The organism is Streptomyces rubellomurinus, assembly GCF_000961885.1.
Taxonomy (GTDB): domain Bacteria; phylum Actinomycetota; class Actinomycetes; order Streptomycetales; family Streptomycetaceae; genus Kitasatospora; species Kitasatospora rubellomurina.
This window is the reverse complement of the sequence record NZ_JZKH01000100.1, coordinates 1-26,376: the sequence shown is the minus strand read 5'-3', so window position 1 is coordinate 26,376 and position 26,376 is coordinate 1. Positions and strand designations below refer to the sequence as shown.

At 73.9% G+C, this 26,376-nt stretch carries 16 protein-coding genes, 2 pseudogenes and 1 riboswitch; of the genes and pseudogenes, 14 read left to right on the top strand and 4 right to left on the bottom strand.

Annotated features, from left to right (window positions below; translation table 11 throughout):
* From VM95_RS32245 to mfd, 3 genes are all read left to right on the top strand, one after another.
* Positions 1-1,203: SUKH-4 family immunity protein (locus tag VM95_RS32245; protein WP_045703592.1), on the top strand; the 1,203-nt coding region annotated here is incomplete at its 5' end.
* Positions 1,204-1,472: 269 nt separating this feature from the next.
* Positions 1,473-2,888, top strand: a complete 1,416-nt coding sequence (locus VM95_RS32240) for a coiled-coil domain-containing protein (RefSeq protein WP_045703590.1) — start codon at positions 1,473-1,475, stop codon at positions 2,886-2,888.
* A 691-nt stretch (positions 2,889-3,579) separates the two neighbouring features.
* Positions 3,580-7,209, top strand: coding sequence for a transcription-repair coupling factor (mfd, locus tag VM95_RS32235; RefSeq protein ID WP_045703588.1), 3,630 nt, complete (start codon positions 3,580-3,582; stop codon positions 7,207-7,209).
* 90 nt (positions 7,210-7,299) lie between these two features.
* Here the strand turns inward: mfd and VM95_RS32230 are convergent, their stop codons facing one another.
* Positions 7,300-7,884 carry a DUF4352 domain-containing protein gene (locus tag VM95_RS32230; RefSeq protein WP_045703586.1) on the bottom strand — a complete coding sequence of 195 codons (585 nt, stop codon included), beginning with the start codon at positions 7,882-7,884 and terminating at the stop codon, positions 7,300-7,302.
* A gap of 201 nt (positions 7,885-8,085) precedes the next feature.
* Here VM95_RS32230 and VM95_RS32225 point away from each other — a divergent pair, with 201 nt between their 5' ends.
* The 4 genes from VM95_RS32225 to VM95_RS32210 all read left to right on the top strand — a co-directional run bounded on the left by VM95_RS32225 (position 8,086) and on the right by VM95_RS32210 (position 14,520).
* The gene (locus VM95_RS32225) at positions 8,086-10,272 is read left to right on the top strand and encodes an N-6 DNA methylase (protein ID WP_244179024.1); all 2,187 of its coding nucleotides are present in this window, start codon (positions 8,086-8,088) and stop codon (positions 10,270-10,272) included.
* A 391-nt stretch (positions 10,273-10,663) separates the two neighbouring features.
* Positions 10,664-11,149 (top strand): hypothetical protein, encoded by a 486-nt coding sequence (locus VM95_RS32220; RefSeq protein WP_045703583.1) that lies wholly within the window; start codon positions 10,664-10,666, stop codon positions 11,147-11,149.
* The gene (locus tag VM95_RS32215; protein WP_425265379.1) at positions 11,146-12,807 is read left to right on the top strand and encodes a protein kinase domain-containing protein; all 1,662 of its coding nucleotides are present in this window, start codon (positions 11,146-11,148) and stop codon (positions 12,805-12,807) included. The genes VM95_RS32220 and VM95_RS32215 overlap by 4 nt, the downstream gene beginning before the upstream one ends.
* Before the next feature lie 681 nt (positions 12,808-13,488).
* The gene (locus VM95_RS32210; RefSeq protein ID WP_045703581.1) at positions 13,489-14,520 is read left to right on the top strand and encodes a nucleoside triphosphate pyrophosphohydrolase; all 1,032 of its coding nucleotides are present in this window, start codon (positions 13,489-13,491) and stop codon (positions 14,518-14,520) included.
* Positions 14,521-14,530: 10 nt separating this feature from the next.
* Here VM95_RS32210 and VM95_RS39335 read toward each other — a convergent pair whose 3' ends face one another.
* Positions 14,531-14,956: an SDR family NAD(P)-dependent oxidoreductase gene (locus VM95_RS39335; protein ID WP_052706803.1), complete on the bottom strand. Its 426-nt coding sequence runs from the start codon at positions 14,954-14,956 to the stop codon at positions 14,531-14,533.
* Between the two features lie 267 nt (positions 14,957-15,223).
* Here VM95_RS39335 and VM95_RS32200 point away from each other — a divergent pair, with 267 nt between their 5' ends.
* From VM95_RS32200 to VM95_RS32170, 7 genes and pseudogenes are all read left to right on the top strand, one after another.
* Positions 15,224-16,507, top strand: coding sequence for a cytochrome P450 family protein (locus tag VM95_RS32200; protein WP_045703579.1), 1,284 nt, complete (start codon positions 15,224-15,226; stop codon positions 16,505-16,507).
* A gap of 226 nt (positions 16,508-16,733) precedes the next feature.
* Positions 16,734-16,902, top strand: a riboswitch (cyclic di-AMP (ydaO/yuaA leader).
* A gap of 4 nt (positions 16,903-16,906) precedes the next feature.
* A complete protein-coding gene (locus VM95_RS45335) occupies positions 16,907-17,689 on the top strand; it encodes a LysM peptidoglycan-binding domain-containing protein (protein ID WP_045703577.1) in 783 nt (260 codons plus the stop codon).
* Between the two features lie 248 nt (positions 17,690-17,937).
* The gene (gene eno, locus VM95_RS32190) at positions 17,938-19,227 is read left to right on the top strand and encodes a phosphopyruvate hydratase (RefSeq protein ID WP_045703575.1); all 1,290 of its coding nucleotides are present in this window, start codon (positions 17,938-17,940) and stop codon (positions 19,225-19,227) included.
* 189 nt (positions 19,228-19,416) lie between these two features.
* Entirely contained in the window at positions 19,417-19,899 is a 483-nt protein-coding gene (locus VM95_RS32185) for an FtsB family cell division protein (protein WP_052706914.1), read from the top strand.
* Positions 19,871-20,398, top strand: a pseudogene (locus tag VM95_RS32180) (DUF501 domain-containing protein); the annotation flags it as partial. The gene VM95_RS32185 and the pseudogene VM95_RS32180, both read left to right, overlap by 29 nt.
* A gap of 170 nt (positions 20,399-20,568) precedes the next feature.
* A complete protein-coding gene (locus tag VM95_RS32175; RefSeq protein ID WP_045703569.1) occupies positions 20,569-21,504 on the top strand; it encodes a Ppx/GppA phosphatase family protein in 936 nt (311 codons plus the stop codon).
* A 428-nt stretch (positions 21,505-21,932) separates the two neighbouring features.
* Positions 21,933-23,303, top strand: a complete 1,371-nt coding sequence (locus VM95_RS32170; RefSeq protein WP_045703567.1) for an NAD(P)/FAD-dependent oxidoreductase — start codon at positions 21,933-21,935, stop codon at positions 23,301-23,303.
* A gap of 313 nt (positions 23,304-23,616) precedes the next feature.
* Here the strand turns inward: VM95_RS32170 and VM95_RS32165 are convergent, their stop codons facing one another.
* Together VM95_RS32165 and VM95_RS39790 are read right to left on the bottom strand one after the other, a co-directional pair.
* On the bottom strand, positions 23,617-26,166 hold the full coding sequence (locus VM95_RS32165) for an ABC transporter permease (protein ID WP_045703564.1): 2,550 nt from the start codon (positions 26,164-26,166) through the stop codon (positions 23,617-23,619).
* Between the two features lie 41 nt (positions 26,167-26,207).
* Positions 26,208-26,376 (bottom strand): annotated as a pseudogene (locus tag VM95_RS39790) (ABC transporter ATP-binding protein); the annotation flags it as partial.

The window sequence follows — 26,376 nt, the reverse complement described above, 5'->3', positions numbered from 1 at the left end:
CAGCTGGCGAGCGCGATCGACCCGGCCCTGCTGGGCGCCGCCCCGGCCCCGGCCGACCCGGGCACCCCGCCGTCCGGCGGCCCCGCCGTCCCGCCGCCGCCCGGTGGACCGGCGGCCCCCGCCGCGCAGGCGGCCGGGTACGGCTACCCGAACGCCGGGGGCGCCGCGCCCGGTGTCGTCCCGCCCTCGCCGGTGGCCGGCCAGCCGGCGGCCGCGGCCGTGCCGCCCGGCGTGCCCGCGGTCGGCCCGGGGTACTTCGCCGCGCTCAGCTACCGGGGCCCGGACGGCTCGGAGCAGAAGCTGCTGCACCGCAGCGAGCCCGGCACCCCGCACCCGGAGTGGAAGATCCTTCAGGACCTGCGCCGGCTGAACGTGCCGCCGGAGCAGGTGCTGGAGCTGTACACCGAGCTGGAGTCGTGCGATCTGCCCGGCGGCTACTGCAACCGCATGATCGCCGCCTCCTGGCCGAACGTGCGGCTCACCCACACCGCCCCGTACGGCCACGACCACGCCTCCCGGCAGGCCGGCATGGCCGAGCTGCTGGACCACCTGGACGAGCTGCACCAGCAGGCCGCCGGCGCCCAGCGGGTCCGCCCGTTCCGGGTGCCGCTGCCCGCGCCGGGCAGCGTCCAGCCGCTGCCGCCGGTGGCGCCGCAGCAGCTGGCCCAGGAGATCGGCGCGGCCTTCGGGCAGAACCTGTTCCGCTACGAGCAGCGCGCGGTCTCCCGCCAGGGCGTGCCGGAGCCGGTGTCGCAGTCGCTGATGTGGGCCGGGCTGCCGCGCGACTTCGGGCCGTTCTTCTGGGCCCAGGCGCAGGAGGGCCGTCCGATCCCGACGCTCGCCGAGCTGGCCGCCGAGCGCGGCCTGCCCGCGGCGCCGGACTTCGGCGGCTACCTGGTGCTCGGCAACGACTACGGCCGGCAGCTGTGCGTCCAGTACGGCACCGCGCACGTGGTGGCCGTGGACATCGAGGGAACCGGTCAGCAGCCCCGGTTCGTCAACAGCGGTGTGCCGGAGTTCGTCCGCGCGCTGGCCCTGCTGGGCCGGATGTGGCGGCTCCGGTACGGGCTGACGCCGGACCAGGCCGGTCGCTGGACGACCGACTTCCAGGCCCAGCTCGCCGCGATCGACCCGGCGGCCCTGCAGGACGCGGACACGTGGTGGGCCGTGCTGCTGGAGCAGTTCTGGGACGGCCTGCTGTAGCGGTCCGTCGACGGTCTTCGCAGGTGGGGAGGGGTCGTTCCGGGGTCCGGAGCGGCCCCTCCGGCGTACCGCCGCGGCGGTGCCTCGTTGGGGATTCCTCCGGATATGCGCAAAATAGGTCAAGAGGATGGACTATTCGTCCGTCCTTGACGCTTTCCGGTCCGTAGGACGACCGAATCCGGCCCCGTGGTCGGAACCGGTTCCGGATTCGTCCGCTCCGTCCGATCATGGGCTCCGCAGCCCAGCCCGCGAAACGAGGGGAAGAGCCCATGAGCGACGCCGTCCCCCAGTACGGCTTCACCCAGGCCCGGCGCGGCTACGCGCCCGAGCAGGTCGACCGGGCCCTCGCGGCCCTGACCGCCCAGCGCGACGAGGCGTGGGAACGGCTGAGCGTCCTGGGTGCCGGGATCCGGCAGATGGAGGCCCGGCTGGCCGACGTCCGCCGAGCCGCCGAGGACGCTCCGGAACCCGACTACCAGGTGCTCAGCGAGCAGGCCGCCGGACTGGCCGCGATGGCCGAGAACGAGGCCCGGGCCGTCCGGGACAAGGCCGAGCGCTTCGCCGAGGACCTGCGCGACGAGGTCTACGAGGCGGGGCAGGCGCTCGACAAGGCCGCCAAGGAGTACGCCGCCACCACCCGCACCGAGGCCGACGCGGCCGCCCGCCGCACCGAGGAGCGCACCCGCTCCGAGGCCGAGGGGCTGCGCGCCGACGCCGACCGGGAGAGCCGCGCCGCCCGCGACGCCGCCACCGCCTACGCCGCCAAGGTGCGGGTGGCCGCCGCCGAGGCCAACGAGCAGGCCGAGGCCGACCTCGCCGCCAAGCGCCGCAAGGCCGACGAGACCTTCGCCGAGGCGCAGGCCAAGGCCGACGCCGAGGACGCCGAGGTCTCCTCGACCGCCGAGCGCCGGGTCAAGGAGGCCGAGCAGCACCGGGAGACCGTGCTCTCGCAGATCAAGCAGCTGGAGACCGACGCCCAGGCCAAGGCCGACCAGTTGGTCGAGCAGGCCCGCCGCGAGGCCGAGAAGATCAACGCGGCGAGCGAGCGCGAGCAGCGCGAGTTCGACGCCCGGCTGGAGACGGTGCAGCAGCACCTCGACCACATCAAGGCCACCCTGGCCTCGCTCACCGGCGCGGCGGTCGGCCAGATCGAAGCGGTGGAGCTCGGGCAGGACACGGACGGCGCGGACGAGGCGGAGGGCGCGGAGGACGCCGGTGCCGCGGACGCCGGTTCCGCCCAGGCCGTGCCCGCGGACGCCGTGCCCGCGGACGCCGCGCCCGGGGACGCCGCGCCGGTGGACGCCGCACCGGCGGGCGTCGTGGACTCGGAGGCGGACACCGGGGAGGTCCCGCTGCCGAACCTGCGCAAGGAGCCGGCGCCGGGCGCGCGGGAGAAGGCGACCACGGTGCTGCGGATGCCGGTCGTCGGCGGCGGCGGGTCGGAGCGGAAGCCGGACGCCGGCGGGCCGCCGTCCGGCGTGGTGACCGGACCGGTCGCGCCCGTCGCGGCGCCGCCGAAGCCGTCCACGCCGCCCCGGCCGGCGGCGGACGGGGACGGCGGGGGCCCGGCCGGCGCGGCGGCGAAGGAGCCCGAGGAGGAGACCCGGATCATTCCGAAGATCGTCATCGTGGACGACGGCAGCGACTACGCCACCCCGAACACCGTCACCTACCGCCGCCGCTGACCGCTCGTCCGGGTGACTGGCGGGCGGCGCGCTTCGCGTTCCGGGCCCCGACCGCCCCGCTCCGGGCGGCCGGGGTCCCGGCGTGTGCGGGGCCGGGCCGGGCGGTCCGGGCGCGGTCGCCGGAAACAGTTCCGGGAAACGCCGGGGACAGCCGCCGGAAACGAGTGAGGCCGAGACCCGTGGCGCCCTCCAGGAAAGGGCGCCACGGTTCCCGGCGCTTGGGCGGGCGCCCCCACCCAGGGTCGCCCGGCCTCGCACCACCGACCCCCATCGGGGGTGCGACATGCCCCCACAGCCATCCCCCACGGTTGGGTGCGGCGGGCACATTCACCATGGTGCGCGATCTCCATGGACGGGCAGTGACAGGAGTATGTCCAGTTCGTGGCGGATCGCCGAGCCGGTTCCGGGCCCGTGCCCGACCGGTTCGCCCACCGGCGACGCGGTGATCCGTCCAGTCGTTCGTCTGCGGCCGTGTCCCTGACAGGCGCCGTCCGCTCCCGGCCCGCCCCGGCTCCGTTCGGGCGCGTTCCACGGCCCCGGCGCTGCCGGGGCCGTACACCGCGTGCCTGTCCGTGCCGCGGCGTAGGCTGGGAACCCCCGGCCGCTCGGCGCGCCGGGTCGTTCGCGTTGCCCCGGCGGGCCTTCGCCGCCCGGAGGCAGCACCAGTCACGGGACGAAGAAGAGACCCCAGATGAGCCTGACCGGACTGCTCGATGTCGTCGCGCGGGACGCGGCGCTCGCCGAGGCGATCGAGGCGGCCACCGCCACCGGCGCCCCGGCCGGCGGCCGCCGCCACCTGGACCTGGTCGGGCCGCCCGCCGCCCGGCCGTTCGCCATCGCCGCCCTCGCCCGCGCGCTCGCCGGGCAGGCGGCCGGAGAGCGGGGCCGTCCGGTGCTCGCCGTCACCGCGACCGGCCGGGAGGCCGAGGACCTGGCCGCCTCGCTGCGCTCGCTGCTGCCGCCGGACGCCGTCGCCGAGTACCCGGCCTGGGAGACCCTGCCGCACGAGCGGCTGTCGCCCCGCTCCGACACCGTGGGCCGCCGGCTGGCCGTCCTGCGCCGGATCGTGCACCCGCGGGCGGACGACCCGGCGGCCGGGCCGGTGCAGGTGGTCGTCGCGCCCGTCCGCTCGGTGCTGCAGCCGCAGGTCAAGGGGCTGGCCGAGCTGGAGCCGGTGGCCGTCCGGCGGGGGGAGTCGCACGACCTGGAGGAGGTGGCCCGCCGGCTCGCCGCGGCCGCCTACGCGCGGGTCGAACTCGTCGAGAAGCGCGGCGAGTTCGCCGTCCGCGGCGGCATCCTGGACGTCTTCCCGCCGACCGAGGAGCACCCGCTGCGGGTGGAGTTCTGGGGCGACGAGGTCGAGGAGATCCGCTACTTCAAGGTCGCCGACCAGCGTTCGCTGGAGATCGCCCAGCACGGCCTGTGGGCGCCGCCCTGCCGCGAGCTGCTGCTCACCGACGAGGTGCGCGCCCGGGCCGCCGAACTCGCCGCCGAGCACCCGGGGCTGGCCGAGATCCTGGACAAGATCGCCGAGGGCATCGCGGTCGAGGGCATGGAGTCGCTGGCGCCCGTCCTGGTCGACGACATGGAGCTGCTGCTGGACGTGCTGCCGCTCGGCTCGGTCGCGGTGGTCTGCGACCCGGAGCGGGTCCGCACCCGGGCCGTCGACCTGGTGGCGACCAGCCAGGAGTTCCTGCACGCCTCCTGGGTCGCCGCCGCGGCCGGCGGGGACCGGCCGATCGACCTGGAGGCGATCGACGTCTCCGCCGCATCGCTGCGTTCGCTCGCCGAGGTGCGCGAGCACGCCGCCGAGATCGGGCTGCCCTGGTGGTCGGTCAGCCCGTTCGCGACCAGCGAGTCCAGCATCGACGGCCTGCTGGAGTTCGACGCCAACACGCTGTCCCTGGGCATGCGCGCCGTCGAGGCCTACCGGGGCGACACCGCCCGCGCCATCGCCGACGCCAAGGAGCGGCTGGCCGCCGACTGGCGGGTCGTCATGGTGACCGAGGGCCACGGGCCCGCCTCCCGCCTGGCCGAGGTGCTGGGCAACGAGGGCATCCCGGCCCGGCTCGTCGCCGACCTCGCCGAGGCGCCCACCCGGGACGTCGTCCACGTCTCCTGCGGCTCGATCGAGCACGGCTTCGTCGACGAGGCCCTGAAGCTCACCGTCATCACCGAGACCGACCTGTCCGGCCAGAAGTCCTCCACCAAGGACATGCGCCGGATGCCGTCCCGGCGCCGCAACGCGATCGACCCGCTGGCGCTCGTCGCCGGGGACTACGTGGTGCACGAGGCGCACGGCGTCGGCCGGTACGTCGAGATGGTGCAGCGCACCGTCCAGGGCGCCACCCGCGAGTACCTGGTGCTGGAGTACGCCCCCGCCAAGCGCGGCCACCCCGGCGACCGGCTGTTCGTGCCGACCGACCAGCTCGACCAGGTCACCAAGTACGTCGGCGGCGAGGCCCCGACCCTGCACCGGCTCGGCGGAGCCGACTGGGCGAAGACCAAGCAGCGGGCCAAGAAGGCCGTCAAGGAGATCGCCGCCGACCTGATCAAGCTGTACTCGGCCCGGATGGCCGCGCCCGGCCACACCTTCGGCCCGGACACCCCGTGGCAGCGCGAGCTGGAGGACGCCTTCCCGTACGCGGAGACGCCCGACCAGCTGACCACCATCGCCGAGGTCAAGTCGGACATGGAGAAGTCCGTCCCGATGGACCGGCTGATCTGCGGCGACGTCGGCTACGGCAAGACCGAGATCGCCGTGCGCGCCGCGTTCAAGGCGGTGCAGGACGGCAAGCAGGTGGCGGTCCTGGTGCCGACCACGCTGCTGGTGCAGCAGCACTTCTCCACCTTCGCCGAGCGGTACGCCAACTTCCCCGTCACGGTGAAGGCGCTGTCCCGCTTCCAGACCGACAGCGAGGCCAAGGCCGTCCTGGAGGGGCTGTTCGAGGGCTCGGTCGACGTCGTCATCGGCACCCACCGGCTGTTCTCCTCCGAGACCAGGTTCAAGGACCTCGGCCTGGTCATCGTCGACGAGGAGCAGCGCTTCGGCGTCGAGCACAAGGAGCAGCTGAAGAAGCTCCGGGCCAACGTGGACGTGCTCACGATGTCCGCGACGCCGATCCCGCGCACCCTGGAGATGGCCGTCACCGGCATCCGCGAGATGTCCACCATCACCACCCCGCCGGAGGAGCGGCACCCGGTGCTCACCTTCGTCGGGCCGTACGACGAGAAGCAGATCTCGGCCGCGATCCGGCGTGAACTCCTGCGCGAGGGCCAGGTGTTCTACATCCACAACCGGGTCGAGTCGATCGACAAGGCGGCCGCCCGGCTCAAGGACCTCGTCCCCGAGGCGCGGATCGCCACCGCGCACGGGCAGATGGGGGAGAACCAGCTGGAGAAGGTCGTCGTCGACTTCTGGGAGAAGGAGTTCGACGTCCTGGTGTCGACCACGATCGTGGAGTCCGGCATCGACATCTCCAACGCCAACACCCTGATCGTCGAGCGCGGCGACACTTTCGGCCTCTCCCAGCTGCACCAGCTGCGCGGCCGGGTCGGGCGCGGGCGCGAGCGCGGCTACGCGTACATGCTGTACCCGCCGGAGAAGCCGCTCACCGAGACGGCCCACGAGCGCCTGGCCACCATCGCCCAGCACACCGAGATGGGCGCCGGCATGTACGTCGCGATGAAGGACCTGGAGATCCGCGGCGCCGGCAACCTGCTCGGCGGCGAGCAGTCCGGGCACATCGCGGGCGTCGGCTTCGACCTCTACATGCGGATGGTCGGCGAGGCGGTGGCCGAGTTCCGCGAGTCGCTGGCGAACGGCGGCGAGCCGGAGGAGGAGCCGCTGGAGGTGAAGATCGAGCTGCCCGTCGACGCGCACGTGCCGCACGACTACGCGCCCGGCGAGCGGCTGCGGCTGCAGGCGTACCGCTCGATCGCGGCGGTCAACTCGGAGGCGGACATCCAGCAGGTCCGGGACGAGCTGGTGGACCGCTACGGCAAGCTGCCCGAGCCGGTGGAGAACCTGCTGCTCGTCGCGGCGCTGCGGCTGTACGCCCGGCGGTGCGGGGTCGCCGACATCACCCTGCAGGGCAACTTCGTCCGCTTCGGGCCGGTGGAGCTGCGCGAGTCCCAGCAGCTGCGGCTGAACCGGCTCTACCCGCGCAGCCAGGTCAAGGCCGCCTCGCAGCAGCTGCTGGTGCCGCGGCCGAGCACCGGGCGGATCGGCGGCAAGCCGCTGGTCGGGCGGGAGCTGCTCGGCTGGTGCAGCGAGTTCCTGTCGTCGATGTTCGACGACCTGGCGGGGGCGAAGAAGTAGCGCGGTTCGGTGGTGCACGGCGGTCTCGGGCTTCGGCCCGGGGCCGCCGTTCCGTCTGTCCGGGGTGCGCCCGGCCTGTGAACGGGGCTGTCAGCCGATCTTCCACTGCCCGGTCTGCTGGGAGAAGCCGTTGTCCAGGGCGAACTGGACCTTGTCGAGCTTCGTGCCGTCCGGGACCTCGAAGGTGACGAAGCCCTTGCCGGTGTCGCCGGGGGCGATGTTGGTGGGGGTCTGGAAGGCCGGGCCGGCCTTGGTCTCCTCAAGGTTCGGGCCGTACGCCTGGCCCTGGGTGTCCACCACCTTGGCGCTGCTCGCGGGGACCTCGCTGTAGGCCTGGGCACCGGTGGCCTTGATCTGGAACTGCACCGCGACGTAGTGCTTGCCGTCCGCGGGCTTGAGGTACTCGCTCGCACTCTCGGCCGGGTCGACCACCTTCACCGCGGTGACGTCGGCGGTGTTGCCCTTGTCCATGCCCTTGAGCGCGATGGTGTCGCCGACCTTGGCCGGGGCCGGCGCGTGGGGAGCGTCGGCGGCCTTGGTGGTGCTCGCGGACGCGGTCTGCTTCGCCTCGGTCGAGACGGAGGCACCGCCGGTGGAGTTGCACGCGGTCGCGGTGAGGGTGACCAGGGTGGCGCCGAGCAGCAGGGCGGCGGTGCGGCGGGCAGTGGCGGACATGGCTGTCTCCCGGTGTCTGTGACGGTCTTTCGGCTGTCGCCCTCGCTTCGTGGCGACGGAGAGATCACACCATCCGGCCGTGAATGGTGTCAACGGCAATTCACAAAAGAGCTCTGTTCACACCGTGAACAGGCTTGAGCGAATGCCTCGCTATGCTGTGTGGTCACATCCCGGCCTGACCGCGCCACCGAAGGAGCCCCCGTGCCGGACCGCCCCGAAGTGACCGCCGCCGAGATCGCCCGGCTGGCCGGCGTCGGCCGGGCCGCGGTCAGCAACTGGCGCCGCCGCCACCCCGACTTCCCGCGACCGGTCGGCGGCACCGACGCCAGCCCGACCTTCGCCCTCGACGAGGTCGAGAGCTGGCTGCGCGCCCAGGGCAAGATCGCCGAACTCCCGCTGCTGGAACGGGCCTGGCAGCTGGTCGACACCCTCCGCGACCCGGCCGGCCACGCCGCCGCCCCGCTGGTCGAGGCCGGCGCCCTGCTGCTCCTGCTGCACCGGGCCCCCGCCCGCTGGGCCGAGCTCGCCGACCAGCCCGACACCCGGCTCGCCACCGCGCTGCCCCGGGCCGTCGCCGACACCGCCGTTCACACCCTCGGCCCGGACGCCCCCCGCGACCTCCGGCTGCCCCACCTGCTCGGCAGCACCCAGCTGGACCTCGCCCGCCTGCTCGCCGCCCTCGCCGCACAGGCCGGTCCCGCCGGCGCGTACGAGCAGCTGCTCACCCGCCACACCGAGGCCAACAGCCGTCAGCTCAGCCCCACCCCGCCGGAGGCCGCCCGGCTGCTCGCGGCCGTCGCCGGCGTCCCCGCCACCGTGCTCGACCCGGCGGCCGGCCTCGGCGCCGTCCTGCTCGCCCACCCCCCGACCACCGGCCGCTACGGCCAGGACGCCGACCCGGTCGCCGCCGCCCTCGCCCGCCTGCGCCTCGCCCTGCACACCCCCGCCGAGGACCCGGGCCCGCTCCCGCTCGACCTGCGCACCGGCGACGCCCTGCGCGCGGACGCCTACCCCGGCGACACCTTCGAGGCGGTGCTCTGCCAGCCCCCGTACAACGAACGGGACTGGGGCCACGACGAGTTGCAGTTCGACACCCGCTGGCCCGGCGGGCTCGTCCCGCCGCGCGGCGAGTCCGAGCTCGCCTGGGTGCTGCACTGCCTCGCCCGCACCCGCCCCGGCGGCCTCGCCGCCCTCCTCCTCCCGCCGACCGTCGCCGCCCGCCGGGCGGGCCGCCGCATCCGCGCCGAACTGCTCCGCTCCGGCGCGCTGCGGGCCGTCATCGCCCTGCCCGCCGGCGCCGCACCGCCGTACGGCGTCCCGCTGCACCTCTGGGTGCTCCGCGCGCCCCGGCCCGGCGACGACTTCCGCCAGGTCCTGCTGGTCGACGCCGGGGCGGCGGGCTCCGCGGGCACCTCGGCCGGCCCGTCGACCGGCCCCGCCACCGCGGCGGCTCCGGAAGGCGGCCGGGACAGGGTCGACTGGCCCGCGCTGCACCGCACCGTCCTCGACGCCTGGCGCGGCTTCGACCTCGCCGCCCGCGAGGGTCTGCCCGTCCCGGCCGACCGCCCCGGCGTCCACCGCGCCATGGCCGCCATCGACCTGCTGGACGACGAGACCGACCTCTCCCCGGCCCGGCACGTCCCGCCCGCCGCCCCGGTCGGCGGCGCGGCCGAACTCTCGCACCTCAGCGGGAGGTTGGCCGAACTGCTGGCCGGGCTGGCCGACCCGGCCACGCTGCTCCCGCAGGCCGGGCCGGCCGTCCCGGGCGCCGGCGCCGGCGCCGGCGCGGGCACGGTGGGTGTGGTCACCGTGGGCGAACTGGTCCGCGGCGGGGCACTGGAGGTGTACTCCTCCGGTACCGGCGTCGCCACCCGCCCGGCCGGCGCCGACCCGGGGGGCACCCCCGTGGTCACCGACCAGGACCTCGCCGCCGACGCCCCGCCCAGCGCCGTCCTGGCCGCCGCCACCGGCCCCGCCGGCGACGTCCGCACCCGCCCCGGCGACGTCCTCGTCCCCGCCCTCGGCGGCGGCACCGCCCGCGTCGTCCCCGCCGAGGGCCCGCTGGTCGGCGCCGCCCTCGGCCGTCAACTCCACCTGCTGCGGCCCGACCCGGCCGTCCTCGACCCCGAGTTCCTGGCCGGCCAGTTCCGCTCCACCGCCGGCACCCGACGCGCCGCCAGCCACGCCACCACCACCGCCCGCCTGGACATCCGCCGGGTCGAACTGCCCCGCCTCCCCCTCCCCGCCCAGCACCACCTCGGCGCCGCCTTCGCCCGCCTCGCCGCCTTCGACTCCACCCTCACCCGCGCCGCCACCCTCGCCCGCACCCTCACCCAGGCCGCAACGGACGCCCTGGCCACCGGCACCCTGGCGCCGCCGGAGGCCTGAGCCGGCGCCGACCGGGGCGCGGCTCTCGCCCGGTCCGGGACGGGCGCTCCGGCCTCCGGTGCCGTGGCGCCGCCGGGGCCTGAATCGTTGCCGGTCGGGGCGGGGCTGACACCGGCTCAACACCGGCTCGGTATCGGCGAGGTGTCGACCGGACGGAAGCCCTCCGTGGCGGCCCGGCCGGGCGGTACGGTGGGCCGGGTCGTCCGCACCACGGTCGGCATCGGTTCCCACCAGCTCAGGAGCGCACATGGCAGGGCAGTACCCCGGGCCGTTCGGATCGCCGCCCGGTGGCACGCCGTACGCTCCGGGGCCGCTCCCGACCGCCGGGCCGCCCGCTCCACCGGCAGCGGTACCGGCGCCGATACCGGGCCGGTTCGGGACGGTCGCGCGCGTGCTCTGCGCCCTCGCCCCGCTGCTGACCGCCGGCCTGCTCGGCGCCGTCCCGTCCCTGCTGCTGGCGGTCCGGCGGCGGCGGGCGTACGACGTCCTCGGCGCCGTCGTGTTCTGCGGGCTGCTGCTGACGCTCTTCGTCTCCGCCGGGATCGCGGGCGGCCTGAAGGACCCGACCGCCGACCTCACCGGCCAGATCACCCTGATCGTGCTGTGGCTGACGCCGACGCCGCACTTCCTGCTGATGGACCGCCGCGCGGTCTGGGAGGCGGGCCGCCCCACGCCGCAGGCGTTCCCGTCGTACCCGCCGCCGCAGGGCCGGCCCTACGCCTCGCCGTACGCGCCGACCGTGCCCGGCTACGGCGCCCCGGCGGCCCCCTACGCGCAGACTCCGCCCCCGCCCGCCGCGCCGACCGCCGAGACCGCCCACGACCTGCGGGAGCTCGGCGAACTGCTGCGCCGTCAGTCCCGCGAGGGCCGGTCGTGACCGCTCCCCGGCTGATCGCCGGACGCTACCGGCTCACCGAGAAGATCGGCCACGGCGGCATGGGCCAGGTCTGGGCCGGCCGGGACGAGCGCCTGCACCGTACGGTCGCGGTCAAACTGCTGCGCCCCGAGCACCTGCTGCCCGGCACCGGCACCGGCAGCGGTATCGGCACCGTCACCGGCACCGGTACGGCCTCCGAACGCCGCCGCCACGGCGACGAGTTGCGTCGCCGCTTCCTGCGCGAGTGCCGGGTCACGGCCGCGCTCGACCACCCCGGGCTGGTCACCGTCTTCGACGCCGGGGAGGAGGAGGGCGAGCTGTACCTGGTCATGCAGCGCGTCCCCGGTGTCAGCCTCGCCGACCTCATCGCCGAGGACGCGCCGTTCCCGATCGAGCGGGCGGTGGCCGTCGCCGCCCAGCTGTGCGCGGCGCTGGCCGCCGTCCACGCCGTCCCGGTGGTCCACCGCGACCTCAAACCGAGCAACGTGATGGTCCGGGAGGATGGCCGCACCGTCCTGCTCGACCTCGGCATCGCCACCGCCCTCGACACCGAGACGACCCGCCTCACCCTCACCGGGGTGCCGATCGGCAGCCCCGCGTACATGGCCCCCGAACAGGCCCTCGCCGCCACCACCGACCCGCGCAGCGACCTGTACGCGCTGGGCTGCCTGCTGCACGAGATGCTCTCGGGCGAGGAGCCGTTCCGGGCGCCCACCGCCCTCGGCATCCTGCGCCGGCACGTCGACGAACCGCCCGTCCCGCTGCGCGACCTGCGGCCGGACGTGCCGCCGACGCTCGAACGGCTCGTCCTCGACCTGCTCGCCAAGCAGCCCGCCGACCGCCCGGCCGACGCCCGGGCCGTGTACGGGCGGCTGCTCCCGCTGCTGCCCCCGGCCGCCGCAGCCCCGCAGCCCCGGTTCACGGCGCTGCCCGACCCCGTACGGCCGTTCCGCTACCCGCACCAGCCGCAGCCGGCCGCCGTGGCGGCCGCAGCGCCGGCCCCGCCGGAGCCGCGCCCGTTCCTGGTGCCGCCCGTCCCTGTTGTTCCCCCGGCGCCTCCGGCGCCTCCGTCCGGCGCTGCCGCAGGCCCCGACCTGGCGGCCGAGTGCGCCCGGCTCTCCGACCTGGTCGACGCCGGGCGCCACGCCGAGGTCCTCGACCTCGCGGCCCGCCTGCTGCCCCGCGTCGAGGCCGAGCAGGGCGCGGCCGCACCGCTCGTCCGCACCATCCGGACCATCTACGCCCGCACCCTCCTCCACCAGGGGCACCCCCAGCAGGCCCTCCCCGAGTACCGGCGCCTCGCCGCCACCGCCGAGGGCGGACCGCACGGGCCCCAGGGCCTCGACCACCGCTACCGCGCGGCCATCTGCCTCGACCAGCTCGGCCACGGCCCGGAAGCCCTCGCCGAGTACCAGGCCCTGCTCGCCGCCCACGCCGAGGACCCCGACCCCGAACGGGCCTACGACCTGCGCGAACGCATCGGCCTCCACCTCGCCGCCGCCGGCGACCCCCAGCACGCCTGGCAGTGGCTGCTCCAGCTCCTCCTCGAACGCGAACGCCGCGACGGCCCCCACCACCCCGCCGTCCGCCGCCTCCGCCAATCCCTCGACACCCTCCACCCCCACCACTCCACCCCCTGGCCCCCGACCCCTCACTGACGAACCCCGCGCGGCACAGGAAGTCGGCCGGTTCGACTTCCTGTGCTGAGTGGTCCGCTCCCTGCTGCCCACTGCCTGTGTGGCGCACTCGCGGAGAGGGAGAAGCGTTGCCGAGTGGCCCCCGTGTGCGGCGGGCCCGGGGGAGTGGGAAGTCGGTGGGCCCGACTTCCTGTGAGGCCGGTGCCGGGCAGCGCCCGGATGCGGCGGGCCCGGGGAGCAGGAAGTCGACCAGCCCGACTTCCTGTGCCGAGTGGGCTCTGCCAGTCGTGGCTCGGGCCTGGGTGCGTTGGGCGTGTGCCGGGGAGTGGCGAGCCCGGGAGTGGGAAGTCGGTGGGCCCGACTTCCTGTGAAGCTGGGTAGCCCCCGTGTGTGGCGGGCCCGGGGAGTAGGAAGTCGGCCGGGCCGACTTCCTGCGCCAGCCTGGTCGGGTGCGGCCCGGCCCCGTTCGGATCGCGCGCGAGAGGTCGGCCGGTTCGACTTCCTGTGCCGCGCGGGCTTTGCCAGTTGTGGCTCGGGCCTGGGTGCGTTGGGCGTGTGCCGGGGAGCGGCGAGCCCGGGAGTGGGAAGTCGGTGGGCCCGACTTTCTGTGAAGCCGGTGCCGGGCAGCGCCCGGATGCGGCGGGCCCGGGGAGCAGGAAGTCGGCCGGGTCGACTTCCGCTGGGGGCGGGTAGGTTCGAGGGGTGACGACGAATGTTCCGGGCGCGAAGTTGATTCTGCTGACCACCACCCACCGGGTGGCTCCTGGCCTGTTGTCGTGGCCGGCGTGGGAGGCGTTGCGGTCGGCCGGGCGGGTGCTGGTGGGGGACGCCGGGCATCCGCAGGTGGCGGCGGTGCGGCAGGCCGGGGTCGAGGTGGAGGTCGTGGCGGCGGAGTCGGCGCCGTCGTTGGCCCGGTTGCTGACCGGGCAGCCGGCCGCGGGCGGGCCCACGGTGTGGCTGGGCGGCGTGGACGGCGATCCGGGGCTGACGGACGCCCTGGCGCGGCTCGCGGTGGAGCACGCCGGGGAGGTGCCGGAGATCGAGGTGCTGCCGGGTTCGTACGACCTGCCGGGCTCGCGGCTGCTGGACCTGGTGACGGTGATGGACCGGCTGCGGTCGCCCGGCGGCTGCCCGTGGGACGCCGAGCAGACGCACGAGAGCCTGGTGAAGTACCTGGTGGAGGAGGCGTACGAGCTGGTCGAGGCGATCGAGGCGGGGGACCGCGAGACGCTGCGCGAGGAGCTGGGCGACGTCCTGCTGCAGGTGTTCTTCCACTCCCGGATCGCCGAGGAGCACCCGGAGGAGCCGTTCTCGGTCGACGACGTGGCCGGGGACATCGTGGACAAGCTGGTCTACCGGCACCCGCACGTGTTCGGGGACGTCGAGGCGGACGGCGCCGCCGAGGTGGAGGCGAACTGGGAGCAGCTGAAGGCGGCCGAGAAGGCGGACCGCGAGTCCGTCCTGGACGGCGTGCCGGCCGGGCTGCCGGCGCTGGCGTACGCGGCGAAGCTGGTGTCCCGGGTGCGGCGGGCGGGCTTCACGGGCGTGCCGGACGAGCCGTACGAGCTGCCGGCGGAGGCGGAGCTGACCGCGGAGTCGGCGGGCCGGCTGCTGCTCGCGGTGGCGCAGCGGGCGCACGACGCCGGGGTGGACGTGGACGCGGCGCTGCGCTCGGCGGCGCGCGGCTACCGGGACGCGGTGCGCGCGGCCGAGGGCCTGGAGCCGGCGGAGTAGCGAGCGGGAGTCAGGCCGCCGTGGCGGTGCGCCCGGCGGGGCGCCGCTGCGGCGGGACGACCTCGGCGATGGCGTCGCCGACGAGGGCGAGGAGCTCGGCCAGCCGCTCCAGGTCGAGGTGGGCGGGCAGGTCGGCGAGGGAGACGATCCGCTCGCCGTCCGGGCCGGCGACGCAGAACAGGTCGATCGGGCCGAGGTGCTTCTCGGCGGTGTCGACGATGGCGGCGACGTCGCTGGGCCGGCGGACGTCTCCGCTGACGCCGACGACGGGGCAGCCCGTGCGGTCGAGCTCGGCGGCGAGGTCCTCGGCGACGCCGACGTGCTGGTCGGCGATCAGCATCCCGGCGGCGCCGGCCGCGGTGAGCCGGCGGGCGAGGTCGGACCCCGACCCGCCGTCGAGTACCGCGATGACGACGACTGCCCCGGCGACCCGCATGGTCTGCTCCTCCCTGTGGGCGACACCGCACCGGCGCCCACGCGTACTGCGGAGGATCGTAGGCACGTCCTGACCCTCCGCAACAGGAATTACCCCGCAGGTGACCAGACTCACGCCCGCCGTAACTCCAAGAGCTGTCCAAGAAGCGGGCACGGCCCGGCACCGGGTGTCGAGGCGTGCCCCGCACGCGCTCCGCACACGGCTCGCGGACGGTCCGCGCGCCGTTCGCGCGCCGTCCGCGCCCCGCTCACCGGATACCGTCGACCCATGCCTGCTCAGCCCGACGCCCCCGCCCCGCAGCTCTTCACCTGGGAGTTCGCCGCCGACCCGTACCCGGCCTACGCCTGGCTGCGCGAGCACGCCCCGGTGCACCGCACCACGCTGCCCAGCGGGGTGGAGGCCTGGCTGGTGACGCGGTACGCGGACGCCCGGCAGGCGCTGGCGGACGGCCGGCTGTCGAAGAACCCGGCGCACCACAGCGAGCAGGCGCACCGCACCGGCCGGGTGGGCATCCCGGGGGAGCGGCAGGCGGACCTGATGACGCACCTGCTGAACATCGACCCGCCGGACCACACCCGGCTGCGCCGCCTGGTGTCGAAGGCGTTCACCCCGCGCCGGGTGGCCGAGTTCGAGCCGAGGGTGCAGCAGCTCACCGACCGGCTGATCGACGGCTTCGCGCAGCGCGGCTCGGCGGACCTGATCCACGAGTTCGCCTTCCCGCTCCCCATCTATGCGATCTGCGACCTGCTGGGCGTGCCGGCCGAGGACCAGGACGACTTCCGGGACTGGGCCGGCATGATGCTGCGACACACGAAGCCGGGCCAGGGCGGCGGCCAACGCGGCGGCGTGGGGCGGGCGGTGAAGCAGATCCGCGCGTACCTGCTGGAGCTGATCCACCGCAAGCGGGCGGACCTCGGGGACGACCTGATCTCGGGCCTGATCCGGGCGAGCGACCACGGTGAGCACCTGACCGAGAACGAGGCCGCCGCGATGGCGTTCATCCTCCTGTTCGCCGGTTTCGAGACGACCGTCAACCTGATCGGCAACGGCACGTACGCGCTGCTGCGCAACCCGGAGCAGCGCCGGCTGCTGCAGGAGTCGGTGGCCCGGGGCGAGAGCGGGCTGTTGGAGACCGGGATCGAGGAACTCCTGCGCTACGACGGGCCGGTGGAGCTGGCGACGTGGCGGTTCGCGACGAAGCCGCTGTCGATCGGCGGGGTGGACATCCCGGTGGGCGATCCGGTGCTGGTGGTGCTGGCGGCGGCGGACCGCGATCCGGCCCGGTTCGCCGACGAGAACACCCTGGACCTGGCCCGGGCGGACAATCCGCACCTGGGGTTCGGGCACGGCATCCACTACTGCATCGGCGCCCCGCTGGCCCGGTTGGAGGGGCGGGCCGCGCTGGCCACGCTGCTGTCCCGGCTGCCGGACCTGCGGTTGGCCGAAAAGCCGGAGGAACTGCGCTGGCGGGGTGGCCTGATCATGCGGGGGCTGCGTGAACTTCCGGTCGAGTTCACCCCTGAGATCCGGTCACCGCATGCGTCTTTTTGAGACCGCGCCACGCTGACGCGCCGTCGCCGACGCGCCGTTGGCGCCGGTATGAACACCTATCAATCCGGACAAACCGGTGCCGTTGGTAGGCGATTGATCACGTGCCGTGATTTCGGTGTGATGTCGGTGATATGAGCTTGTGATCGACATGATGATCTGTCTACTCTCCCTGGAGTTCGCAGCTGCGGACCTCGTGCGCGGAACGCCGAATCCTGTCCGCCGCGCCACGGGAAACCGACCAGACCCTGGGCAGGGGCGGGGGAACCAGGTTCGTTGCCGTTTCCTCCACGGCTTGGGGTGAAGCCGCCCGAGCGGGATCGTCTCCGCGCACGGCGGCCGGGCCACCTCCCGGTCCGAACCCGACAGCTCACCTCGCAGGCGTGCGGAGAGGGACTCTTCATGCTGCTCGTTGGATCTGGCCGTCACCGCCGCCGCACCCAGGCCGAGAAGGTCATCGCCGTCGCCGGCGTGGCCGGCGTCGGACTCGCCCTGCCGCTGCTCACCGCCGGCGGCGCCGTCGCCGCCCCGGCCTCCAGCTGGGACGCCGTCGCCCAGTGCGAGAGCGGCGGCGACTGGAGCATCAACACCGGCAACGGCTTCTACGGCGGTCTGCAGTTCACCTCCAGCACCTGGAAGGCGTACGGCGGCACCGCGTACGCGCCGCAGGCCAACCAGGCCAGCCGGGCGCAGCAGATCACCGTCGCCGAGAAGGTGCTGGCCTCGCAGGGGCCGGGCGCCTGGCCGGTCTGCTCGCAGAAGGCCGGGCTGAGCAAGGGCGGCGCCGCCGCGTCCGTCGACGACTCCTCGGACACCAAGGCCCAGTCGGCCCCGAAGGCGCAGGCCCCGAAGGCGCAGGCCCCGAAGGCCGCCAAGCCCGCCGCGAAGCCGGCCCAGCCGTCCGCGCCGAAGCACGCCGCGCCGAGCCGGGCCGAGAAGCCGGTCGACCCGTCCGCCCAGCAGTACGTCCCCAAGCACGCCGCCCCGCGCGCCGACCAGGCCCCGGCCGCCCCCTCCGCGTCGACCGGCCACGACTACACCGTCCGCGCCGGCGACACGCTGTCGAACATCGCCGCCGCCCAGGGCGTCTCCGGCGGGTGGCAGGCGCTGTACCAGCACAACCAGGCGACGGTCGGCGGCGACCCGAACCTGATCATGCCCGGCCAGGTGCTGCACCTCGGCTGACCGGGCGCGCCGGGGAGGGGGTCGTCCGCACCGGCCCCCTTCGTCCGCGATCGCCCCGGTCCGGGGGGACGTACCGGGTCGACGAGGTGAACTACCGGTGGGTAGGGGGCCACACGCTGAGACGGTGCCGAGGCGGACGTGGCCCCGCGAGCCCGGGCGGTTAGGCTCTGGTCGTAACGACTCCGCAATCGTCCCGCCGACTGTCACCACCCCGTCAGCCGGACCCTGCTTCCGCAAGGAGATGCCTCGTGCCGTCCATCGATGTCGTCGTAGCCCGTGAGATCCTCGACTCGCGCGGCAACCCCACGGTCGAGGTCGAGGTCGGCCTCGACGACGGCAGCACCGGCCGTGCCGCCGTCCCCTCGGGTGCCTCCACCGGTGCCTTCGAGGCGCTGGAGCTGCGCGACGGTGACAAGAACCGCTACTTCGGCAAGGGCGTCGAGAAGGCCGTCCTGGCCGTCATCGAGCAGATCGGCCCGGAGCTGGTCGGCTACGACGCCACCGAGCAGCGCCTGATCGACCAGGCCATGCTCGACCTGGACGCCACCCCCGACAAGTCCTCGCTCGGCGCCAACGCCATCCTGGGCGTCTCGCTGGCCGTCGCGCACGCCGCCTCCGAGGCCAGCGACCTGCCGCTGTTCCGCTACCTGGGCGGCCCGAACGCGCACGTCCTGCCCGTCCCGATGATGAACATCCTCAACGGCGGTTCGCACGCGGACTCCAACGTGGACATCCAGGAGTTCATGATCGCCCCGATCGGCGCGGAGTCCTTCTCCGAGGCCGTCCGCTGGGGCGTCGAGGTCTACCACACCCTCAAGGGCGTGCTGAAGGAGCGCGGCCTGTCCACCGGCCTCGGCGACGAGGGCGGTTTCGCGCCGAACCTGGACAGCAACCGCGAGGCCCTGGACCTCATCGTCGAGGCCATCGAGAAGGCCGGCTACGTGCCCGGCCGCGACGTCGCGCTGGCCCTGGACGTCGCCTCCTCCGAGTTCTACGAGGACGGCGCCTACCAGTTCGAGGGCAAGGCCCTCTCCGCCGCCGAGCTCATCGAGTACTACGCCGAGCTGGTCGACGCCTACCCGCTGGTCTCCATCGAGGACCCGCTGGACGAGTCGGACTGGGACGGCTGGAAGGCCATGACCGTCAAGCTGGGCGACAAGGTCCAGCTGGTCGGCGACGACCTGTTCGTCACCAACCCGGCCCGCCTGGCCCGCGGCATCGAGACCGGCACGGCCAACGCCCTGCTGGTGAAGGTGAACCAGATCGGCTCGCTCACCGAGACCCTGGACGCCGTCGAGCTGGCCCAGCGCAACGGCTACCGCTGCATGATGTCGCACCGCTCCGGCGAGACCGAGGACGTCACCATCGCCGACCTCGCCGTCGCCACCAACTGCGGCCAGATCAAGACCGGCGCCCCGGCCCGCTCCGAGCGCGTCGCCAAGTACAACCAGCTGCTGCGCATCGAGGAGATCCTCGACGACGCCGCCGAGTACGCCGGCCGCAGCGCGTTCCCGCGGTTCCGCTCTGCGGACCAGTAGGCACAGCGCTCCGCGGACCAGCAAGCACAGCGCTCCGCGGACCAGCAGGCACAGCACGTACGAGGGCTGAGCGCCCGCGCCAGCGCACGCCTGACCGGTGCCCCGCCGTTCACCCCGTAGGGTGGACGGCGGGGCACCGTCGCGACCAGGAGGGGGACACCGGAGATGGCAGGCTGGAGGATTCCGGGCTTGGCGGCCCGACCTCGGTTCACGAGCCGGGCGACCGTCCTCGTGCTGGTGCTCTGCTCCCTGGTGGCGATCCTCGCCTACCCGACGCGGCAGTTCATCTCGCAGCGCGCCGAGATCTCCGCCCAGCGGGCGAAGGCCGACCACGCGCGCCAGCAGGTCGAGCAGCTGCGCCGGGACAAGGCCCGCTGGCAGGACCCGGAGTACGTCAAGGCGCAGGCCCGCGCCCGGCTGCACTACGCGGTGCCGGGGGAGACCCCGTACATCGCGGTGGACCCGGCCGGGCAGCAGTCCGCCGCCAAGCCCTCCGCGAGCGACCCCGCCTCCCCCGGAGGCACGGCGGCCGGCCCGGTGAAGGCCGCCAAGCCCTGGTACGCCGGCATCTGGGACTCGGTGGACGCGGCCGACACCGCCGCGGCCGCCCCCGCCAACCCCCGTCCGACCCCATCGCCACCCGCTGGAGACACCTCCCCCCATGACCACTGAGAACCACCCCGCCGTCTCCGACGCCGACGTCGCGGCCATCGCCGCCCAGCTCGGCCGGGTGCCGCGCGGCCTGCGCGGTGTGGCGCACCGCTGCCCCTGCGGCAACCCGGACGTCGTGGAGACCGCCCCGCGGCTCCCGGACGGCACGCCGTTCCCCACGCTCTACTACCTGACCTGCCCCAAGGCCGCCTCGCTGATCGGCACCCTGGAGGCCGAGGGCGTGATGAAGGAGCAGACCGCCCGGCTCGCCGAGGACCCGGAGCTGGCCGCCGCGTACCAGAAGGCGCACGAGGACTACATCGCCCGGCGCGACGCCATCGAGGTGCTGGAGGGCTTCCCGAGCGCCGGCGGCATGCCGGACCGGGTGAAGTGCCTGCACGTGCTGGTCGGCCACTCGCTGGCCGCCGGAGAGGGCGTCAACCCGCTCGGCGACGAGGCGATCGGCATGCTGGAGGACTGGTGGGCCAAGGGCCCCTGCGTCTCCCCGGCCGAGGTCGAGGCGGCCGGTGAGCGGGTCGCCCGCAACCGCGCCAAGGAGCAGGACCACGAGGCCGTCATCGCGGCCAAGCAGCAGAAGACCGCCGAGCGGGCCGCCAAGAAGCTCGCCGCCGAGTCCGAGACCGAGGCCGGAGTGCCGGAAACCGGCCCGGAGCAGGAGTCCGAGTGACCATGACCCGCGTGGCCGCGATCGACTGCGGCACCAACTCGATCCGCCTGCTGGTCGCCGACCTCGACCCGGAGACCGGGGAGATCACCGACCTCGACCGCCGGATGATCATCAACCGGCTGGGCCAGGACGTCGACCGGACCGGCCGGCTGCACCCGGACGCGCTCGCCCGCACCTTCGCGGCCTGCCGTGAGTACCGGGACGTCATCGCCGGCTTCGGCGTCGGCCCGGAGCGCACCCGCTTCGTCGCCACCAGCGCCTCGCGGGACGCCGAGAACAGCGACGAGTACGTCACCGGCGTGCGCGACATCCTGGGCGTCGAGCCCGAGGTGGTGAGCGGCGAGGAGGAGGCGCACCTGTCGTTCACGGGCGCCACCAAGGAGCTGTCGGCCGGTCAGTTCCCGGCGCCCTACCTGGTGTTCGACCTCGGCGGCGGCTCGACCGAGTTCGTCCTCGGCGGGGACGACGTGCAGGCGGCGCGGTCGGTGGACATCGGCTGCGTGCGGCTCACCGAGCGGCACTTCGGCGGCGCCGAGCTGCCCTCCGAGGCACAGGTCGCCGAGGCCCGGGCGCACGTGCGGGCCGAGCTGGACAAGGCCGAGGAGGTCGTCCCGCTGAAGGGGGCGGCCACCCTGGTGGGCCTGGCCGGGACGGTCACCACGGTGTCCGCGATCGCCCAGGACCTGCCCGAGTACGACTCGGCGCTGATCCACCACTCCCGGATCAGCCGGGAGCGGGTCGCCGAGATCGCCGCCGAGCTGCTGGCCGCCACCCACGCCCAGCGCGCGGCCATCCCGTCGATGCACCCGGGCCGGGTGGACGTGATCGCCGCCGGGGCCCTGGAACTGCTCGAGATCATGGACCGGACGGGCGCCGCCGAGGTGGTCGTCAGCGAGCACGACATCCTCGACGGGGTCGCCTGGAGTATGGCCTCCTGACCCCCTGCGCGGCTTACCGAACCGGCCCCGGCGCCCCTTCGGGGGGCCGGGGCCGGGGCGCGCCCGGGCGCGTGGCGGAAAGGTTCGTGAATTTCTTCACATGGCGATCCAGTCATTCGTCGCACCCGCTCGCCCGCTACGTCCGAAATGTGGGACCGAAGGTTCCCCGGCGGAGGGGGCCGTGGGATCGCAGGCTGGCGCTCGCCTGAGGTTTGAAAATCGAAATCGCGAGCGGGAACCCGGGTGTCGTACGGATCGTTGCTGCTCAGCAGGGTGGTGCTCCGGCGCGTGTTCACGCACCCCCGCGCGGGGTGGTGAGCGCGGACCTCGGGGCCGGTTTTGTGGCCGCGCAGTGTAGCACGGGGTGTCCAGCAACTTGTGACCGGGCTCACGAAGGCTGCTCCGGACGGTGCTGGATACTTTCCGATATGAGCACCACGGAGCGTCCTCGCATCCTCATTGTCGGCGGTGGTTACGTCGGCCTGTATGCCGCGATGCGCATCCTCAAGAAGATGCGCTACGGCGAAGCGACCGTCACGGTCGTGGACCCGCGGTCGTACATGACGTACCTGCCCTTCCTTCCCGAGGCGGCCGGCGGCAGCGTCGCGCCTCGCAACCTCGTCGCCCCGCTGCGCGGCGTCCTCAAGAAGGCGGAGGTGCTGACCGGGTCCGTCACCGGCATCGACCACGCCCGCAAGGTCGCCACCATCCAGCCCGCGGCCGGCGACAGCTACGAGCTGCCGTTCGAGTACCTGGTCGTCGCGACCGGCTCGGTCTCCCGCACCTTCCCGATCCCGGGTCTGGCGGAGAACGGCATCGGCATGAAGACGGTCGAGGAGGCCATCGGCCTCCGCAACCACGTCATGGCGCAGCTCGACAAGGCCGAGTCCACCACGGACGAGGAGATCCGCCGCAAGGCGCTGACCTTCGTCTGCATCGGCGGCGGCTTCGCCGGCGTCGAGACGCTGGCCGAGATCGAAGACATGGCGCGCGACGCGTCGAAGCTGTACAAGACCGTCAGCCGTGACGACATGCGCTTCGTCATGGTCGAGGCGGCCAACCGCATCCTCCCCGAGGTCGGCCCGGAGCTGGGCCTGTGGACCAAGGAGAAGCTGGAGGAGCGGAAGATCGAGGTCTACATCGAGACCTCGATGGACTCCTGCATCGACGGCCACGTCGTGCTGAAGAACGGCATGGAGATGGACGCCTCCACCATCGTGTGGACGGCCGGCGTGAAGCCGAACCCCATCCTCGCCAACTTCGGCCTGCCGCTGGGCCCGCGCGGCCACGTGGACACCGCCCCGACCCTCCAGGTCCAGGGCTTCGACTACGTCTGGTCGGCCGGCGACAACGCCCAGGTGCCGGACCTCGCCGTCGGCGAGGGCGCCTGGTGCCCGCCGAACGCCCAGCACGCCTGCCGCCAGGCCGTCGTCCTCGGCGACAACGTGATCTCCGGCATGCGGGGCTTCCCGCAGAAGGAGTACAAGCACAAGAACCTCGGTGCGGTGGCCGGCCTCGGCCTGCACAAGGGCGTCGCGATCCTCTTCGGCAAGGTCAAGCTCAAGGGCCGCCTCGCCTGGTGGTTCCACCGCCTGTACCACGGCGCGATGGTTCCGACCTTCAACCGCAAGGTCCGCGTCTTCATGGACTGGACGCTCGCGGTCTTCCTGAAGCGCGAGATGGTCGGCCTCTCCCAGATGGAGCAGCCGCAGCTGCCGATCCAGGAGGTCACGCCGCCCACCAAGCCCGCCGAGACCGCTGCCAAGCCGGCCGCCGAGAAGGAACTCGCCGGCAAGTAAGCGACTGAGACCCCGGTGTGGGAGCGCCGGGGTATGAGTCGGAGGCCCTCCGCCCGGCAGTGTCGCCGGACCACGACCTCCGTGGTGCTCAGCCGGCCGTGCGACCGGGCGGAGTACAGCAGTACAGAGCCCCTGCCGTGACCCTCCGGCAGGGGCTCTGCTGTGTTGTCGCCCGCTCGCCCGAGGAGGGGGCTCGGGGCGGGGTCACCCGCTCGCCCGGGGAGGGGGCTCGGGGCGGGGCCGCGCGCGGGGCCAGGAAACGCCGCCGGCCCCGAGCGGGAGCTCGGGGCCGGCGGCGTCGGGCGCGGGGCCGTCAGTCGGTCTTGATGCTCTCCAGGATGTCCAGCTTGGACGCCCGGCGGGCCGGCCAGATGGCGGCCACCAGGCCGACCAGCCCGGCCAGCACCAGGAACAGCGCCAGCTGGCCGTACGGCAGGACCGTGGTCAGGCCGGCCAGGCTGGACTCCAGGGTGCCGTTGATCGCCCAGGCGATGAAGCAGCCGAGCAGCAGGCCGATGCCGGCGCCGAACAGCGAGATCACCACGGACTCCAGACGGACCATCCGCTTGATGCCCCGGCGGTCCAGGCCGATCGCCCGCAGCATCCCGATCTCGCGCTTGCGCTCGAAGACCGACATCGCCAGCGTGTTGATCACGCCCAGGATCGCGACCAGCACCGACATCGCCAGCAGGCCGTACATCATGTTCAGCGCGAAGGTGATGGTCTGGCTGAAGTCGTCGCGGACCTCCTGCATGGACTTGACCTTGATCACCGGGTTGGAGCCGGTGGCGTCCTTGAGCGACTGCTTGAGGGCGTCGGTGGCGCCGTTCGCGCCCTTCACCAGGACGTCGGGGGTGCGCGGGTGCGGCTCGTGCTTGGCGATCTCGCTGTTGGCCAGGACGACCGAGCCGACCACGCCGCCCTTCTCGTACACCCCGCCCACGGTGTACGTGCTGCTGCTGCGGTCGGGGTAGGACAGGGTGACGGTGCCGCCGGCGGTGACGCCCGCCTTCTTGGCGACGTCGGCGTCGACCAGCACCTGGCCCTGGGCGAGCGAGGCGGTCGAGCCGCTGGTCAGCTTGACCTTGAGGAGCTGGTCGAACACCGCCGGGTCGAGGCCGGTGACCTCCTGGGAGGAGCCGTTGAGCGCCCAGTAGGCGCTGCTCATCGGGGAGGAGGCCGCCACCCCGGGGGCCTTGGCGATCTGGGCCGGGATCTGCGGGGACAGGCTCATCCCGTTGGCGGTCGAGACCAGGTAGTCGGCCTTCACGCTGCTGGTGAGGGTCCGGTCGAGCGCCCCGGAGATCGAGGAGCCGATCACGGTGAGGCCGGTGACCAGGGTCAGGCCGATGGTGAGCGCGGCGGCGGTGGCCGCGGTGCGGCGCGGGTTGCGCACCGCGTTCTGCTGGGCGAGCCGGCCCGGGGTGCCGCCGACCAGGCGCAGCAGCGGGCCGACCAGCGCGACCACCGGGCGGGAGAGCAGCGGCAGCAGGACGAACACGCCGATCAGGGCCAGGAAGGCGCCGAGGCCGACCGGCATGCGGCCGCTGTCGTCGCCGGTGGAGGCGCCGTAGCCGATCAGGGCGAGGCCGCCGGCGGCCAGCAGCGAGCCGATGGTGTTGCGGATCAGCAGGCTCTTCTGGGTGGCCGGCTGGTCGCCGCTGCTCATCGCGGCCACCGGGGCGATCCGGGCGGCGCGCCGGGCCGGCAGCAGCGCGGACAGCACCGTCACCAGGACGCCGACCAGGACGGTGACCGCGATCGTCATGGGCTTGATCACCAGCGAGCCGCTCGGCATGTTCTCGTTCAGGCTGCCCATCAGGGACTGCAGCCCGGCGCCGATCCCGATCCCGGCGAGCAGACCGGCCGCCGCCGAGACGGTGCCGATGGCCAGCGCCTCGATCAGCACCGAGCGGGTGACCTGCTTGCGGCTGGCGCCGATCGCGCGGAGCAGGGCCAGCTCCTTGGTGCGCTGGGCGACCAGCATGGTGAAGGTGTTGGCGATGATGAAGATGCCGACGAACAGGGAGATGCCGGCGAAGACCAGCAGCATGGTGCGCAGGCTGTCGGTGCCCTTGGTGATCATGGCCTCTTCGTCGGCCTTGAGCTGGGCGCCGGTCTCGATGTCGAACTGGCTGTTGTCGCCGAGCTTCTGCTCGACCTGGGCGAGCAGGTCGTCCTGGCTGGTGCCGGACTTGGCGGTGAGCACGACGGAGCTGTAGCGCCCGGGCTGCAGCAGCAGCTGCTGGGCGGTGGCGCGGTCGAACAGGGTCAGCGTGCCGCCGCTGTTGGCCACCGGGTCGTCGGTGGTGAAGATGCCGGTGAGCTTCGCGTCGACCACCGGGCCGGTGGCGCCGACCCGGACGGTGTCGCCGACCTTGTAACCGGCCTTGTCGGCCGTCTTACGGTCGAGCGCGATCTCCTTGGCGTTCTGCGGGCCGCGGCCCTCGGCCATCGGGTAGCGAGGGTCGGCGCCGTTCTGGCCGGGCGCGAAGTTGGCGCCCTTGGCGGCCCAGAACTGGCCGATCAGGTCGCCCTTCTTGTCCGAGACGCCGGTGAAGCCGCTGACCACGCCGCGGGCGCCGGCGCTGCCCGGCAGGGCGGCCAGCTTCTGGACGGCGGCGTCGTCGAGGGTCTCGTTGCCGCCCTCGGTGCGGCGCCGGGAGGAGTCCGCCGAGCGGTCGACGACCTGGACGGAAACGTCCGAGTAGCTCTTGGAGTTGTTGTCCCGCATGGCCTTGCCGAAGGTGTCGGAGAAGACCATCGTGCCCGCCACGAAGGCGGTGCCGAGCATGACGGCGAGCGCCGTCATCAGCAGTCGGCCCTTGTGGGCCAGCACGTTGCGCAGTGCGGTGCGATACATGGGGTGTCCTGGGGTAGTTCGGGTGCGGGCTGCGAACGGGCTCAGCTGGTGCGGCCCTTGGCGTCGAAGCGGCGCATGCGGTCCAGGACGGTGTCGGCGGTGGGGTTGAGGAGTTCGTCGACGATGCGGCCGTCGGCGAGGAAGACGACGCGGTCGGCGTAGGAGGCGGCGACGGGGTCGTGGGTGACCATGACGACGGTCTGGCCGAGT

Bases quoted from the DNA above. Each gene is read 5' to 3' on its own strand.
- VM95_RS32240 (WP_045703590.1), top strand. From the start codon at position 1,473: ATGAGCGACGCCGTCCCCCAGTACGGCTTCACCCAGGCCCGGCGCGGC.
- mfd (WP_045703588.1), top strand. From the start codon at position 3,580: ATGAGCCTGACCGGACTGCTCGATGTCGTCGCGCGGGACGCGGCGCTC.
- VM95_RS32230 (WP_045703586.1), bottom strand. From the start codon at position 7,884: ATGTCCGCCACTGCCCGCCGCACCGCCGCCCTGCTGCTCGGCGCCACC.
- VM95_RS39335 (WP_052706803.1), bottom strand. From the start codon at position 14,956: ATGCGGGTCGCCGGGGCAGTCGTCGTCATCGCGGTACTCGACGGCGGG.
- VM95_RS32200 (WP_045703579.1), top strand. From the start codon at position 15,224: ATGCCTGCTCAGCCCGACGCCCCCGCCCCGCAGCTCTTCACCTGGGAG.
- VM95_RS45335 (WP_045703577.1), top strand. From the start codon at position 16,907: ATGCTGCTCGTTGGATCTGGCCGTCACCGCCGCCGCACCCAGGCCGAG.
- VM95_RS32175 (WP_045703569.1), top strand. From the start codon at position 20,569: ATGACCCGCGTGGCCGCGATCGACTGCGGCACCAACTCGATCCGCCTG.
- VM95_RS32170 (WP_045703567.1), top strand. From the start codon at position 21,933: ATGAGCACCACGGAGCGTCCTCGCATCCTCATTGTCGGCGGTGGTTAC.
- VM95_RS32165 (WP_045703564.1), bottom strand. From the start codon at position 26,166: ATGTATCGCACCGCACTGCGCAACGTGCTGGCCCACAAGGGCCGACTG.